Source organism: Amycolatopsis sp. SB7-3 (genome assembly GCF_041021335.1).
In the GTDB taxonomy this organism is placed as follows: domain Bacteria; phylum Actinomycetota; class Actinomycetes; order Mycobacteriales; family Pseudonocardiaceae; genus Amycolatopsis; species Amycolatopsis japonica.
Genome location: NZ_JBFPJQ010000002.1, coordinates 989694 through 1003357, shown reverse-complemented (window position 1 = coordinate 1003357; position 13664 = coordinate 989694). Strand labels below are relative to the sequence as shown.

Sequence of the window (13664 nt, the reverse complement as noted above, 5' to 3'; positions counted from 1 at the left end):
CACGGGGCTGGTGCTGCGAGCCCACAGCGGAGGGCGATGGCACGATCAGGGGACGCCGCCGGTCCCGCTCACAGGAAGTCACGTCAGTCCGATGAGTCAGCCAGTCGCCGAACCCAGCCCGGTACCGGGCATCATCGCCGCCGAGTTGCAGGTCGCCGCGCGTGGCAGTGCCGGCGGATGGTCGGGGCAGATCCGCTCGTGGCCCGGCAAGGTCGTCCCGGGCAACGACCGGCAGATCACCGCGGCGGTCCTGACGCTGATCGGGAACGCTCGCTGGCCCCGGGACCAGGCCCGGGAGCTGACCGCGTTGTTCGCTCCGCTGTATCGGGCGGGCTGGTGCAACGAGGCGATCGTGCGGATGCTGGACACCGACCCGGACGGAACCCGGCGGCCGCCGTGGCTGAGCGATCGCGACACACCGACGATCGGACCGCTGAAGAGCTACCTCGCGCGGCGGCTGCATGCCTGGATCCCGGCCGATCCCGACGAGCAGGACGACACACGCGACATCACCCGCCTACCTTCCGAACTGCCTGATCCGCCCATCGCGGGAACCACCTTCCGATCGTGGGCCGAGCGGATGCGTCTCGTCTACGGCGACGCGGAACGCCGCGCCCCGGCCGCACCCGGGAGTGCCGGGCCGGATCGCCGCGGTGGTCAGGTGACTCCGCTGGAGCGGCGGCGGGAGGCAGTGCGGCGACGGCAGCGCGCGCTCGGTGCGCTGTGGGAGGGTGGCGAACGCGAACGGTACGAGAACGATCCGGCCATCACCGCGGACACCGCGCTCCTGCTCGACCCCGGCGTCTACGACGCGGTGGTGATCGCGGCGCGCACCGGCGACCGTGCGCAGATCGCGCGACTTCGCCGTGCGGTCCGGCTCGCCCGTCTCGACGCCGCCGCCCAGCCGGCGCGGGAGGTCGACGCGGGCAGGGCCGCGGAGATCCGGCAGCTGGCCCAGACGATCACCCGGCGCGACGGAAGCGTGATCCCGTTGGGAAGCTTGGCGTTGCTGCTGGCCGACATGGCGTAGCGCCTGGCCGGAACACGAACGCTCTTCACGGTGCTCGACTACCAGGACTTGGCCTATTCCTTCTGTGGCAACGCTCATCGGGCGGCCAACCGGAAACGCATCCGGCAGACGACGGCGTCCGAGTGGCGGCGCAGGGCACGGGCGAGTACGCCGCCGCGCTGGTTCTGCAGGATCCGCTGCCACCAACGCTCCGGTTCGACCTCGGCGATGAGCACGAAGACGTGCCGGTCGGCGACCGTGCGGAGGTGTTCCACCAGCGGTTCGCCGAGACGGCGTCGTTCGTCGTGGAGTAGGACCAGTGCCACTTCGGGGTGCCACTTCTCCCAAGCGGCGACGAAGTTCCGCGCCGATTGTTCGTCTTCGGGGTGGATGACGTGCACGGCCTCGACGTGGTCGCCGAGCGACAATGCGGCGGCGAGCGCGTCACGGGTCAGGCGGGAGACGGTGTGGACGGGGACGACGACGAGTGAGCGGTGTGGTCGCGGGGGAGCGGGGGTCAGGCCGAGTTCGAGCCGCTCGCCGATCCGGCGGTAGCTTCGTTCCACCCATTCCATGGCCGCGACCAGGACCGGTAAGGCGACGACGATCAGCCAGCCGCCCTCGCCGAATTTGGTCGTCGTGACCACGATCGCCGCGGCTGCGGTGAGCAGAGCGCCGAGGCCGTTGAGCGTGGCCTTTCCCCGCCAGCCGGACGGGCGGTTCCGCCGCCAGTGCCGGACCATCCCGATCTGGGAGAGGGTGAACCCGACGAACACCCCGATCGCGAACAGGGGGACCAGAGTGTTCATGTCGCCGTCGGTGATGACGAGCAGCAGAGCCGCGGTGATCGCGAGGAAGCCGACGCCGTAGCGGTACACCTGGCGTTCGGCGCGCAAGGCGAACACATGTGGCAGTTTGTTGTGCTTGGCGAGCAGCTGGGCCAGTACGGGCAGGCCGCCGAAGGACGTGTTCGCGGCCAGGGCGAGCAGGACCACGGTCGAGAACTGGACCAGGTAGAAACCGAAGCCGTCGCCCAGTGCCGCGGTCGTCACCTGCGAGAGCACGGTGACGCCGTCCACCGGATGGATGGCGAATTTGCCGATCAGTACGGCGATCCCGAGGAGCATCACGCCGAGCAGGCCGCCCAGTGCGATCTCCGCGTGCTGCGCGCGCCGTACCCGGGGCTTGCGAAACGACGGTACGGCGTTGGCGATGGCCTCGACTCCGGTCAGTGCCGCGCAGCCGTTCGCGAAAGCCTTGAGCAGCAACAGAATGCCGACCGTCTGCAGGTTCTGCGCGTGTTCCGGTGCGACGACCGCCGCGGCGGGGCCGGACCGGAACAGGCCGGCGACGATGACGGTCAGGATCGCGCCGACGTAGATCACAGTGGGCACGACGAACATCCGGGCGCTCTCGGCGATGCCGCGCAGGTTCACGCCGGTGACCAACGCCAGCACACCGAGGCACAACCACAGCGTGTACGGCAGGAGCCCGGGGAAGGCCGATGTCAGCGCGGCCACCCCGGCGGCCACCGATACCGCGACGTTGAGCACGTAGTCGACGATCAGCGACGCCGCCGCGACCAGTGAGGCCCGGCGCCCGAGGTAGGTCCGGCTGACCCCGTAGGCGCCGCCACCGTCGGGGAACGCGGCGATCACCTGACGGTAGGACAGCGTCAGCACGCCCAGCAGGACCGCGATCTCGAGCGTGACTGGAACGGTGAAGCCCAGCCCCGCACCACCGGCGACCGCCAGCACGATGACGATGGCCTCGGGTCCGTAGGCGACCGACGCCATCGCGTCCAAGGACAGCGCGGCGAGCCCGCCGACGACGGAAAGGCGGTGGCGTTCGGAGCGGTCGGTCCCGCTCTCGGGGCGGGTGAGTGTCGTGGTCACGCCGTCAGCGTGGGGTTCCGCTGGTCTTCGGTTCGAGGACGTTGACGGGTTCTTGACACCGAATCGGGTGAACCCGATGCCGCGCTGACGCCCCGGGACAGGAACGCGAAACCGGTGGCGCCCAAGGAATTCAGCGCGAACACGAGAGCGGCGTGCCCGGACGGATGCCCCAGTATCAGCCAGGAGTGCAGGAGCCAGCAGATCGTCGCGGTGACGAAAGCGGCCCGTGCGGTGCCGAGCAAGGCGACGGCGTCGATCACCGCGACCATGAGCAACACGGAAACGAGCGGCTGAGGTGAGCCGTCGCCCGCCCGTGCGAGGAAGACCGCGACGAGAGCACCGGCGAAACCCAGAGGACAGCTGATCAAGGCGGAGACCGGTCTCCGGCACACGGTACGCATCCAGATAGCCGAGCCTGACTTAGGCACCGGCTGAAGAGCCGCTTACGTACTTCGCATGCCGGATGGTCCGATTTTGACGTCGCCAGTTCGGTGCAGGGGAAGAACAGGTGATCGTCGGCGGGGTAAACGCGGAAGGTGACATCGGGTCGGCCGGCGAGACCGGCGCGCCAGCCGGGGTGCATGCCGCCGGCAGAAACAGCCAGGCATCGCCGGGCCGGGATCATCGCGTCCAGTTTGGCGTCACGGTGCGGTCGAGACCGCTCAGCGCTTACCTCGAGTACTGAAAACAATTCCATGGTGGGAGTGTTCCGGTAGCCGTGATCGCTGGTTCCGTCGTTGTATTGTCGGAGGTGTGAAGCGGTTCGTCGACGAGACACGACGTCGGCAAGTGATCGACGAGTTGCGGCCGCTTCTCCACCAGGTTTCCCTTCCCGCCGCTGATCTGCGGCTGGATGGAGGCCGGCCTGTGTCGGCTGTGGCGTCCTATCTGGCTGGTCATCCTTACCTGCCTGAAGGTGCGCCGTGGCCGCAATACAATGACGTACCGATGTTCTGTGTTGTTCAGGTCAATTTCGCCGATGTCGGCCCGTTGCCTGGCTTCCCGTCGGCAGGGTTGTTCCAATGGTTCGTCGGCGCCGACAGCCCGAGTTTCGGTCTCACACACGGGGAGACGAAAGGGACGCAAGGGTTCGAGGTTCGCTGGTATCCAGACACTGCTGCGCGCTCGGTGGCGTCGCCGTCGTCGCCGACACCATGGCATATGGCGAGCCAGGATCCCGGTGTGCACGCCCCCTTCATCCCCGTCGAGGCGCGTGGCGTGAGGTTCACAGTCGGCCGGGCGCTTCCGCAGCTGGCCGAGTTCGACCTTGCCGAGGAAGGGGATCTCGCGAGGCTGGTCCGCGAACTGGCCGTGCTGGGCGGTGAACGCAGTGACCACGCACTGGATCTTTTGCATAACGGATGGAACTTCCATGTCCTCGGCCGTCACGGCTCGTTCGGTGACGACTTCGTCCACGGTAGTTCGCTGGGGGGCAGTGCCGGCTTCACCCAGGAAGACCCACGCGGGCGGCGCGCTTATCCTTCGAGCAGTGAGCCTGCCGGTCAGGTCTTGATCACGATCGACGAGGATGTGTACGACACTGGATGGGGCGACCACGGCATCGCGCATCTGTTCGGCGACCCCGCTGCTCTAGCCCGAGGTGATCTGTCGACGGTGCGCTACTACTGGGACGCCACCTAGCGCACCGACGAGACCACAGCGAACCGCTACCCCGGCCGGGATGAGTCAGCGGATCTTGTCGCCCGGTCGATGGCACTGAGGGCGAGATCGGCGTGTGTTCGGGCGTCGGCGGACCAGTGGGGGGCGTTCCACCGGTCGGCGATGGTGGCGGCTTGGGTGAAGTGGGCGGCGGCTTCGTCGGCGCGACCGAGGAGGAGGGCGAGTCGGCCGAGGGTGTGGGCGACCGGACGCAGGGCCAGCGACAGGCTCACGGCGCCGGCAGGGGGGCCGTCGCGGTGGGGGAGCAGTTCTGCGTAGATCTCCTCGGCAGCGTCATGGTCGTTCAGGGCGACGATCGCCATCGCGCGCAGGCTTGTGAGAAAGGTGAAGAAGAAGTCGGGCCGGATCGGGCTCGGTGACGTGCGAGCCCGGCGTGCCTCGTCGCCGCGGCCGGCGGCGTGGAGGGCGAGCGCGAGCAGGTCGGCGACCATCGGGCCGAGCGCCTCGTGGAGAGTGCGCACGTCGTCCAGGTGGTCGCCGAGCGTGCCGTCGTTCAGCCAGATCGCCGCCTGCACGAGAGGGAGGAAGCCCACGTGTACCGATCCGGCACGGTCCATGCGTTCGGTGGCCTCGATGTAGAGGCGCTCGGCGTCGGCGTACCGGCCCTCGATGAGTACAAGGGTCGCCAGCGCGATCTCGGCGGCGCCGATCGCCTCCGGCATCCGGTAGGCGCGGGCGAGGCCGAGTGCCTCCCCGGTCACGCGGCGCATGGTCGCCGGGTCGTTGGCCGTGGCGGCGTTCACGGCCTGGTTGAGCAGCCCGCTCACGCGGTAGACGGGCAGGTCGTGCTCGACGCCGATCTCCACCAGCTCGCGGGCGTAGTCCTCCCGTCCGGGGTCGCGGGCGAGGACCCAGAGCGCCGCGGCCCGGAGGCGGGGATCGGTGGCGAGGTCGAGTGCTTCCCGCGCCGCCGCCATGACCGTCGGGTCGTCCTCGCCCACCAGCTCGTTGGCGTACGCGGTGAGCAGGCGGGACCGCACGTCGGGGGCGAGGTCGGTCCGCCCGAGCAGGTGGCGGAGGCGGCCGACGATGGGACGGTCGATCGTGCCGTACGTGCGGGCCTGCCAGGAGGTGGGCTCGGTCCAGGCGGTGAACGCGGCGATCATCAGGTCGTCGCGGCCGATCGACTCGGCGTACTCCACGGCCTGCTCGCGCGTGTCCCTGGCCGCGGCGACGGCCCCGGCCCTGATCTGCGCGCGCAGCAGCCTGCCGAGCAGTCCGACACGCTCGTCCGGTTCGCTGGAGTTGGTGACGGCGTCGGTGAGGAGCGTGGCGGCCACGTCGTGGGCGTAGCGCGCCTCAGCGAGCTCGGCGGCCCGTACGCAATAGCCGACTGCCTTCGGTGATCCCGCTCGCGCATAGTGATAGGCGAGCGCCGCGACGTCGCCGGTGCTCTCCAGGGCGGCGGCGATCCGGGCGTGCATCCTGGTGGCCCGCAGCCGGCTGACGTCGGCGACGAGCGTGTCCCTGACCAGGGCGTGAACGAACCGGACGCGCCCGGGCGCCGGCTCGTCGAGCAAGCCGGCGATGATGCCCGCGTCCAGCGCGTCCAGCACGCCGTCCTCGTCGGCGTCGGCGGCCTTCACGAGCACGTCCACCGAGCTTTCCCGGCCGGCCACCGCCGCCAGCCGCAGGACGGACACGCCGCTCTCGGGGAGCCTCGCCAGCCGGCGCCGCAGCACATCCCGTACGCCTTCGGGGACCTCGGACAGCGCGACCAGCGCGCCCTCGCCGCTCAGCAGCCGCGCGCTCTCCCGCACGTAGAACGGGTTGCCGCCGGTCCGTTCGGCGATCCCGGCCACGGTCGCGTCGTCGGCCTCGCACTCGGCGCGGACGAGCTCCGCGACGGCGTCGCCGTTCAGCCCGGGCAGATCCAGCCGGAGGGGCGCGCTGCGGGCGAGTGACCCGAGCGTGTCGGTGAGGTGCTCGCTCTCGTCCGCGCGGTAGGCCGCGACGATCAAGATCGGGGCCTGCGCGCCGACACCGCCGCCGAGCAGTTCCAGCGTGGCGGCGTCCGCCCAGTGGAGGTCGTCGAGGACGACGGCGACCGGCCGGTCGGCGGCGACTGCCGCGAGCCAGTTCCACACGGCCTGCCGCAGCCGGAACCGCCCGGCCGCCGCGTCGCCGTCCACCGGCACGGAGTCGGAGAGCAGCGGCGCCAGGTCGTCCGCGAACTCCCCTGGAGGGACGTTCACGGCCACCCTGCGCAGCGCCTCGACCCACGCCCACGCGGGCGGCGCGCTGTCCACCTCGGGACAGCGCCCGGTGGCCACGAGCCACCCGTCCTGTCCGAGTCGCGTGCCGAGGTGCTCCAGCAGCGTCGACTTGCCGAGCCCCGCCTCCCCGGTGACGAGCGCGACGCGCGCTCCCTCGGTGGCGGCCTCCCCAGCGGCCGCCACCAGCGCCGCCAGCTCACCCTCCCGCCCCACGAACGCCGGCGCGCCTGGCCTGTTCGAACGCGTCGGCTCGGTTGCCCGGAGCGGGTCGGCTGGGGATGGGGGGACGGCTGCGCGGAGGACGTCCGTGCGCTGGGTGAGGATCGCCTCTTCCAGGGCCACCAGGTTCGGCCCGGGGTCGAGGCCCAGCTCGTCGGCGAAGGTGGCGCGGGCGCGGCGGAGCGAGGCCAGGGCGTCGGCTTGGCGGCCGCTGCTCCACAGTGCGAGGGCGTGCAGGCGCCAGCCCGCCTCGCGCATTGGATCGTCGCGGGTGAGGCGCTCCGCCTCGGGTACCACCGCCGCGGGGTCGCCGAGCCGCAGTCCCGCCGTGATGTGCAGTTCGCGGGCGATCAGGCGCAGCTCGTTCAGCCGGGCGGTTTCGGCAGTGGCCCACGGCTCATCGGCGACCTCGGCGAACGCTGGTCCCCGCCACAGCGCCAGTGCCTCGTCCAGCCGGGCGCGGGCGGCACGGGGATCGGTGAGCGTGCGGGCCTCGTCGAGCAGCTCCTCGAAGCGCCATGCGTCCACCGCCCCCGGTGGCAGCCGTAGTGCGTAGCCGGGCGCCGCGGTCACCAGCAGGCGGGCCGGGACCCGCGGCGGGCGGCCGGGTTCCAGCAAGCGGCGCAGGTTGGACACGTACGCCTGCAACGACACCAAGGCGCGCGACGGCGGTTCGCCGCGCCACAGGTCCTCGACCATCCGGTCGACCGACACGACCTGCCCACGCGCAGCCACCAGCAGGGCCAGCACGCCACGCTGCCGCGGTCCGCCGAGGGGAACGGACTCGCCGCCGGCCTCGGCCGCGAACGAGCCCAACACCCGGATCAACACCATGACGTGGCACATCGTATGCGCGGCCCGCCTCAGGCGTTCCAAGTCGGCTCCAAATGCCTTCCAAACCCCCGGAAGCAGGCTTGAGCGCGTCGAACAGATGAAGGGCAGGAACAGATGACCGTCAACACCCAGGACATGGAGATCGTCCACCGCGCCTTCCGCCGCGAGTCGCGGCTGCTGAAGGAACTCGTCGCGGCGGTCGCCCCGGGCGACACCGCTCGCGCCAAGGTGATCGCCGACCACTTCCGCGACTACCGGCTGGGACTGAAGAACCACCACGAGGGTGAGGACGAGCTGCTGTGGCCGCCGCTGCTCTCCCGGGTCGATCTGGAGGCGGACATCGTCCTGCGCATGGAAGCCCAGCACGAGCGCATCGCGGCCACGCTGACCAGGCTGGACGCCGCGGTCCCGGCGTGGGAGGCCACCGCCGGCGCCAACGAGCGCGACACCCTCGTGGCGGTCCTCGCCGATCACCAGGCGGTCCTGCTCGAGCACCTCGACGACGAGGAGACCACTCTTCTTCCGCTCGCGGCCAAGCACAGCACCGACGAGGAATGGGCCTCCCTGGGCGATCACATGCTGGCCAACACGCCCAAGCTCACCATGCTCACGCTCTTCGGCCTCGTCCTGGAGGACGCGAACCCGGCCGAGCGCGCCACGCTCCTGGCCGCCCTCCCCGCACCGGTACGCGGCATCTGGCACCTCGTCGGCCGCCCCCGCTACGCCCGCCACATCCGCCGCGTCCGCGCGGCCTGACCCCGCACCTCGCAAGGAGACGACAATGTCGCTGAAGAAGATCAACACCGTCCTGACCGCCGCCTTCGTCCTCTTCATCCTCTGGTTCGGGGCGGAGTTCATCCTGAGCCCGGACACGACGGCGCCGGGCTTCGGCCTGCCGAGCTGGCCGCCCGGCGACGGCGGCGGCTTCCTGATCATCAAGGGAATCCGCGACGTCGTCTTGGCACTGGTCCTCGGCATCCTGCTGGTGACGGGCCACCGCCGGGCGCTGGGCTGGGTGCTGCTGGTGGAGGCCCTCGCCGCGTACGGCGACATGACCACCGTGCTGGCCCACCACGGCTCCGTGGCCACCGCGTTCGGCGTTCACGGCCTGACCGCGACCCTGATGGTGGTCACCGGCCTGCTGATCCTCCGCGAGACCCGCGAGGTCACCGCCGCCCCGGCGGACCGTCAGACGCTCAAGGACAAGCCGACGGTGGAAGGCGGCGATTCACGAGGAGAGGGCGTTGCTCACCCGTACGCGCGCGGTGTCGATCATCGCCCGTGAACGCGGGAAGTCGTGCAGTTCGGCGCGCAGGAGGTCCAGCGCGGGCAGCAGGGAACCGGCCGGGACCCGGCGTGCCGACAGGATTTCCGCGGTCCAGGCGAGGAACTCGGTGAACAGTTCTTCGTCACCCACGTAGAGCGAGACCGCCAGGTATTCGACGATGTGAGCGAGGTCTTCCGCGGTGTGCTGCCGCTGGCGGCTCGTGTACTCGCGCATCGCCGGGAGACGGTCTTCGAGGCCGGCCAGAATCGCCTTCACCAGCGCGCTCGAAGTGCTGGAAACGAGGGTGTACTCCTGATCGGCGAGATGCGGCAGGTCGTCGAGCGGCTGATGCCCGGCACGGGGCCGGGGCAGGGGAGAGGCCAGCAGATCGGCCGCCGCCCGCGCTTCCGGCGCCCAGGCGTCCGCTCCGAGCAGGCGCGCGTACCGGCCGTCCGGCCCGAACGCCGCCCCGCCCGCGATGACCGGGGTCGCGGCCGCTCGACAGGCGGTGATCGTCGCGTGCGCGGCGGGCAGGCGGGTGGCCAGCGAAGCCGACAGTGCCACCGCGTCGGGCCCGGTGCGGTGCAGGTGCGCGACCAGCCGCGGCGCGGGCACCTGGGCGCCGAGATAGTCGACCCGGAAGCCGCGGACCTTCAGCACTTCGGCCAGCAGACGTGCGGGCATGGCGTGCCATTCGCCGTCGACGCACGCCACCGTGATGCGACCCCGGTGCTCCCGCGGCTTGGGGAGCACAGAGCCGAAGCCCGCGAGCACCCGGTCGTTGATCGCGGTCGCGGCGTGTTCCTGCGCCACGGTGAGCCGGTTCGCCGCCCATTCGTGGCCGACCTTGCGCTGGACGGCGCCGACCATGTCCAGCAGCACGGTCTCCGCGTCGAGCCCCGCGCCGAGCGCCTGGACCACGACCTCCCCGGCCGCGTACTCGTCGCCGGTGGTCACCGCCTGCCACAGTCGTTCGAAGTACTCGGCGGTCACGGGGCCGCGGGCCTCGGCGGGAGAGGCGGCGCGGTGATCACCAGCACCGCCATGTCGTCGTGCGACCGGCGGCCGATCCACTGCGCGGCCAGCATGTGCACCCGTTCGGCGACCGCTTCCGCCGTCAGGCCCGCGCATTCGGCCAAGGCCGCGATCAGCCGGTCCTCGCCGAACATCTCGTCGCCCAGCGGGCCACCCCGGGCCTCCACGATGCCGTCCGTGTAGAGCAGGCAGCTTTCGCCGGGCGCGAGCAGGATCTCCGCGGACCTCGTCCGGATCGAGGGAAGTACGCCGATCAGAGTGCCGCCGGTGTCCACCTCTTCGACGGCACCGTCCGAGCGGACGACCAGTGGCGGCGGATGTCCCGCGCAGGTGAGACGAACCCACACCCCGTCGCCCTCTCGCCGGGAAGAGGCGAGGGCGAGCGTGGCGAACCGGCTGCCGTCCTGGCTCATCAGCGAGGCGTTCAGCAGGCTCAGCAGCCGATGGTGGTCTTCGGCGATCGGGAGCAACGCGCGCAGAGTCGTCCGGATCTTCCCGGTCAGGACGGCCGCGTCGAGGCCCTTGCCGCAGACATCGCCGAGTACGGCCAGCGACTCCTTGCCGCCGGTGTCGACAGCGGAATGAACGTCGTAGAAGTCGCCGCCGATGCGATCCTCGTCCTGGGCGGGCCGGTAGCGCCCGGCGAATTCCACGCCACCGAGCTGCTCCAGCCGCGGCGGAAGCAGTTCGCGCATGAGCGTTTCGGTCGTCGACGCCTGGTGGGCGAACATCCGGGCCGCCGAGATCGCGGCCCCCGCGCGGGCCGCGAACAGCCGGGCGAAGACCTCTTCCTGCTCGGTGAACGCCGCCTGGTCACCGGTCCGCAGCAGGATCAGGGCCCCGGCGGGCACACCGTGTCCCGGCAAGGGCGTGACGACGATCGACGTGGCCGGGCCGAAGCCGGCAGGCAGCACCCACGACGGCGCGGCGCCGGGGTCGAGCCAGCGCGAAGGCACCGGCGGGAAGCCGCGCAGTGCCTCGTCCAGACCCGGTAGTTCCGAGGGTTCGATGGTCAGCCTGCACAGCGACACCGCCTCACCGCGGACGCACGCCGCCGCCGGATGAGCACCCTGAACCGGCGGGGCCAGCACCACCGCGGCTCCGGCAAGGTGTTCGGCGGCCAGCCGCGCGGCCACCTCGATGCAGCGTTCGACGTTGAGCGAGCTCAGCAATGCCGCCGAGGCGTCGGTGAGGAACGCGACGCGCTGCCGTTCCTGTCGCAGCAGGTCACGAGCGGCTTCGGCTTCGGTCTGGTCGGTAAGCCACCAGGTGACGACCCCGTCGTGCGGTACCCGCGACGCCGTCCAGCTACGGCCTCCCGTCTCGCCTCGAACGAGCCCGTCGGCGTCCGAAAGCCAGGACGGCACACCGTGCCGGAAAGGGAGCCCTGGCCTCGCCCCGGGAAACAGCGCGCGGGCGGCGTCGTTGAGGTCCCGGAGGTTCCCGTCGCCGTCGACGACCAGGGCGGGGGAAGGAGCGGTGTCCCAGCTCCGCCCGGCGGGGGCGGCGATCACCGGTTCAGTCATCGGCAGGCCCGATGTCCGGCTTCGCCGGACGGGGGTGGGTCCGCGCGACGTCAATCGTCATCGATACTCCTGCTCAGGGGTGGTGCCAAAAGGGCTGGCGCCTCAACCCCTGTCCCGAACCTACCAGTGGTTCAAGGAACGGGCCGATCGGTGGAATGTGCTGGTGCCGACATTCCACTGGCGAGCGAGCACGGCGGTGAACCCGGAAGGTCCTGGCGAATGTCCGGGGCCGGACCGTCTCGATCCGGTCGGTGACCGTGTCGACGCGGATCCCAAGGTCCACCTGTCGTTCACTTCGCTGTGGTGGGCGACACGCGGCAACCTCGGTTCATGACGGCCGCCCCCCGAACCGCCAGTCGTGGACCTCGATGTCGGCGTACCGGTTCTGGGTCAGGACGGCGCGTGCCGTGTCCGGGTCCGGCGCCCGGACCAACGCGGCTGTGCCCAACCACCTTGTGTCGTCGTCGGACATCAGCGGCCCATACGCGATCAGCTCGCCCCGATCGGCCGGGATGGCGAGGTCGGCCGCCCGTCCTGTGCCGAGGCCCAGCACCAGGTATCGGTTGCCACCCGTGCGGCCACCGGGGAAATCCCACATGGTCCGCCCCAGTGTGTTGCGCCACCGGCGCAGCAGCACGTCCCGGTAAACGCCGGCCTGGTAGTTGGGCTCGTCGAAGGCGAACGCGCGGGCGGCGCCGGGATCCGGCAGGTCGACGATGTGCACGCTGCCGGTGGCAGCCTCGCCGGCGAGGGTCGGCCCGCGGGCGATCATCTCCGTCGCGTACCGATCCATGTAGGACCAGTGCTCTTCCGACAGCTCTTCGCGCAGCGCCATGGAGCCGGGCCGGTCGCGGTGGTAGCAGAAGAACTCCATGCGCACAGTTTCCACCCGCCGGGACCGGTAGTGTGCCGGTACTCGCCGAAGACTCTTGGGGAACAAGATGAGCATGGATGACGCCGCCCGCGTGGCCGCCTCGGTGGACAAGGTCTCGGTGGGGCGGGTGTACGACTATCTGCTCGGCGGCACGCACAACTACGCCGTCGATCAGGCTTTCGCGGAGCAGCAGCTCGCGGTGCTGCCGGAGATCCGGGACTTCGCCCGTGCGAACCGCGCGTTCCTCGGTCGTGCCGTCCGTTACATGGTCGGGCAAGGCATCCGGCAGTTCGTGGACATCGGCTCCGGGTTGCCGACACAGGGCAACGTGCACGAGGTCGCCGACGAGGTGGCGCCGGGTGAATGCCGGGTGGTCTACATCGACAACGAACCGATCGCCCGAGCGCATGCGCAGATCCTGCTCGAGCAGACCGCGGACCCGAACCGGCACGCGGCATTGGACGCCGATTTCTTCGACCGGCGCCTGCTGTGGGACCGAGTGCTCGACACGGGCCTGATCGACCGGACCCAGCCGATCGGGCTGCTGCTGGTCGCGTTGCTGCATTTCATGCCCGACGAACAGAACCCGCACGCCGCGCTCGGTTTCCATCGCACGATGCTGCCACCGGGCAGTTTTCTGGCGGTCTCGCATATTCACGTCGCGCCGGAGGATGTCGAGACGCGGAACGCCGGCGAGAAAGTGGCGCGGGAGTACGGGCGCCGGACCAATCACGCCGCGATCATGCGCTCGCGTGAGCAGATCGCCGAGTTCTTCGGAGACCTGGAATTGGTCGAACCCGGTCTGGTGTGGCTGCCGCAATGGCACCCGGACACCGAGGGCGTAGGCAAGGACGCCGCCCGGTCGCGCGGCCTCGCCGGGGTGGCACGCACCCGCTGACCCCGTTTACCGCCAAGGAGTCACCCGGGCAACCGACGATCGTCGTGTCCACGACGAGGCCGGAACCGTTACAGGCAACCGGGTGAATCTTCGTGTTTCCGGTTTTTCCGGGTGCCGTCGATGATCGAAAACCGCCGTTGTGCGCCGGCTTCGCGAGATTGCACGATACGGTGCACGTGCGCATGGTCGTGCTACTCACATGGTGGGAATC

General features: G+C 70.5%; 11 protein-coding genes. 5 read left to right on the top strand and 6 right to left on the bottom strand.

The window, feature by feature from the left end; genetic code table 11:
- Positions 1 to 91: 91 nt before the first annotated feature.
- The gene (locus AB8M46_RS22760; protein ID WP_394361477.1) at positions 92 to 1030 is read left to right on the top strand and encodes a hypothetical protein; all 939 of its coding nucleotides are present in this window, start codon (positions 92 to 94) and stop codon (positions 1028 to 1030) included.
- Between the two features lie 74 nt (positions 1031 to 1104).
- Here AB8M46_RS22760 and AB8M46_RS22755 read toward each other — a convergent pair whose 3' ends face one another.
- Together AB8M46_RS22755 and AB8M46_RS22750 are read right to left on the bottom strand one after the other, a co-directional pair.
- Positions 1105 to 2904 carry an APC family permease gene (locus AB8M46_RS22755; protein WP_394361476.1) on the bottom strand — a complete coding sequence of 600 codons (1800 nt, stop codon included), beginning with the start codon at positions 2902 to 2904 and terminating at the stop codon, positions 1105 to 1107.
- On the bottom strand, positions 2901 to 3305 hold the full coding sequence (locus AB8M46_RS22750; RefSeq protein WP_394361475.1) for a hypothetical protein: 405 nt from the start codon (positions 3303 to 3305) through the stop codon (positions 2901 to 2903). The genes AB8M46_RS22755 and AB8M46_RS22750 overlap by 4 nt, the downstream gene beginning before the upstream one ends.
- A gap of 352 nt (positions 3306 to 3657) precedes the next feature.
- Between AB8M46_RS22750 and AB8M46_RS22745 the strand changes: the two genes are divergently transcribed.
- Positions 3658 to 4545 (top strand): DUF1963 domain-containing protein, encoded by an 888-nt coding sequence (locus AB8M46_RS22745; RefSeq protein ID WP_394361474.1) that lies wholly within the window; start codon positions 3658 to 3660, stop codon positions 4543 to 4545.
- A 26-nt stretch (positions 4546 to 4571) separates the two neighbouring features.
- Here AB8M46_RS22745 and AB8M46_RS22740 read toward each other — a convergent pair whose 3' ends face one another.
- The gene (locus tag AB8M46_RS22740) at positions 4572 to 7853 is read right to left on the bottom strand and encodes a BTAD domain-containing putative transcriptional regulator (RefSeq protein WP_394361473.1); all 3282 of its coding nucleotides are present in this window, start codon (positions 7851 to 7853) and stop codon (positions 4572 to 4574) included.
- A gap of 114 nt (positions 7854 to 7967) precedes the next feature.
- Here AB8M46_RS22740 and AB8M46_RS22735 point away from each other — a divergent pair, with 114 nt between their 5' ends.
- Positions 7968 to 8609: a hemerythrin domain-containing protein gene (locus AB8M46_RS22735; protein ID WP_394361472.1), complete on the top strand. Its 642-nt coding sequence runs from the start codon at positions 7968 to 7970 to the stop codon at positions 8607 to 8609.
- A gap of 25 nt (positions 8610 to 8634) precedes the next feature.
- Complete coding sequence (locus AB8M46_RS22730; RefSeq protein WP_394361471.1) at positions 8635 to 9138, top strand: DUF4267 domain-containing protein; 504 nt, start codon at positions 8635 to 8637, stop codon at positions 9136 to 9138.
- Here the strand turns inward: AB8M46_RS22730 and AB8M46_RS22725 are convergent.
- From AB8M46_RS22725 to AB8M46_RS22715, 3 genes are all read right to left on the bottom strand, one after another.
- Entirely contained in the window at positions 9082 to 10113 is a 1032-nt protein-coding gene (locus AB8M46_RS22725) for a B12-binding domain-containing protein (protein ID WP_394361470.1), read from the bottom strand. The genes AB8M46_RS22730 and AB8M46_RS22725 overlap by 57 nt on opposite strands.
- Positions 10110 to 11681 (bottom strand): SpoIIE family protein phosphatase, encoded by a 1572-nt coding sequence (locus tag AB8M46_RS22720; protein WP_394361469.1) that lies wholly within the window; start codon positions 11679 to 11681, stop codon positions 10110 to 10112. Before AB8M46_RS22720 ends, AB8M46_RS22725 begins: the two co-directional genes overlap by 4 nt.
- A gap of 328 nt (positions 11682 to 12009) precedes the next feature.
- Positions 12010 to 12555: a YciI family protein gene (locus tag AB8M46_RS22715; RefSeq protein WP_037339136.1), complete on the bottom strand. Its 546-nt coding sequence runs from the start codon at positions 12553 to 12555 to the stop codon at positions 12010 to 12012.
- A 73-nt stretch (positions 12556 to 12628) separates the two neighbouring features.
- On the opposite strand from AB8M46_RS22715, the gene AB8M46_RS22710 reads away from it, so the two are divergent.
- Positions 12629 to 13453, top strand: a complete 825-nt coding sequence (locus tag AB8M46_RS22710) for an SAM-dependent methyltransferase (RefSeq protein WP_394361744.1) — start codon at positions 12629 to 12631, stop codon at positions 13451 to 13453.
- Positions 13454 to 13664: the final 211 nt, after the last annotated feature.

Coding starts and splice junctions, on each gene's coding strand:
- AB8M46_RS22760 (WP_394361477.1), top strand. CDS start 92: ATGAGTCAGCCAGTCGCCGAACCCAGCCCGGTACCGGGCATCATCGCC.
- AB8M46_RS22750 (WP_394361475.1), bottom strand. CDS start 3,305: ATGCGTACCGTGTGCCGGAGACCGGTCTCCGCCTTGATCAGCTGTCCT.
- AB8M46_RS22740 (WP_394361473.1), bottom strand. CDS start 7,853: ATGGTGTTGATCCGGGTGTTGGGCTCGTTCGCGGCCGAGGCCGGCGGC.
- AB8M46_RS22735 (WP_394361472.1), top strand. CDS start 7,968: ATGACCGTCAACACCCAGGACATGGAGATCGTCCACCGCGCCTTCCGC.
- AB8M46_RS22730 (WP_394361471.1), top strand. CDS start 8,635: ATGTCGCTGAAGAAGATCAACACCGTCCTGACCGCCGCCTTCGTCCTC.
- AB8M46_RS22720 (WP_394361469.1), bottom strand. CDS start 11,681: ATGACTGAACCGGTGATCGCCGCCCCCGCCGGGCGGAGCTGGGACACC.
- AB8M46_RS22715 (WP_037339136.1), bottom strand. CDS start 12,555: ATGGAGTTCTTCTGCTACCACCGCGACCGGCCCGGCTCCATGGCGCTG.
- AB8M46_RS22710 (WP_394361744.1), top strand. CDS start 12,629: ATGGATGACGCCGCCCGCGTGGCCGCCTCGGTGGACAAGGTCTCGGTG.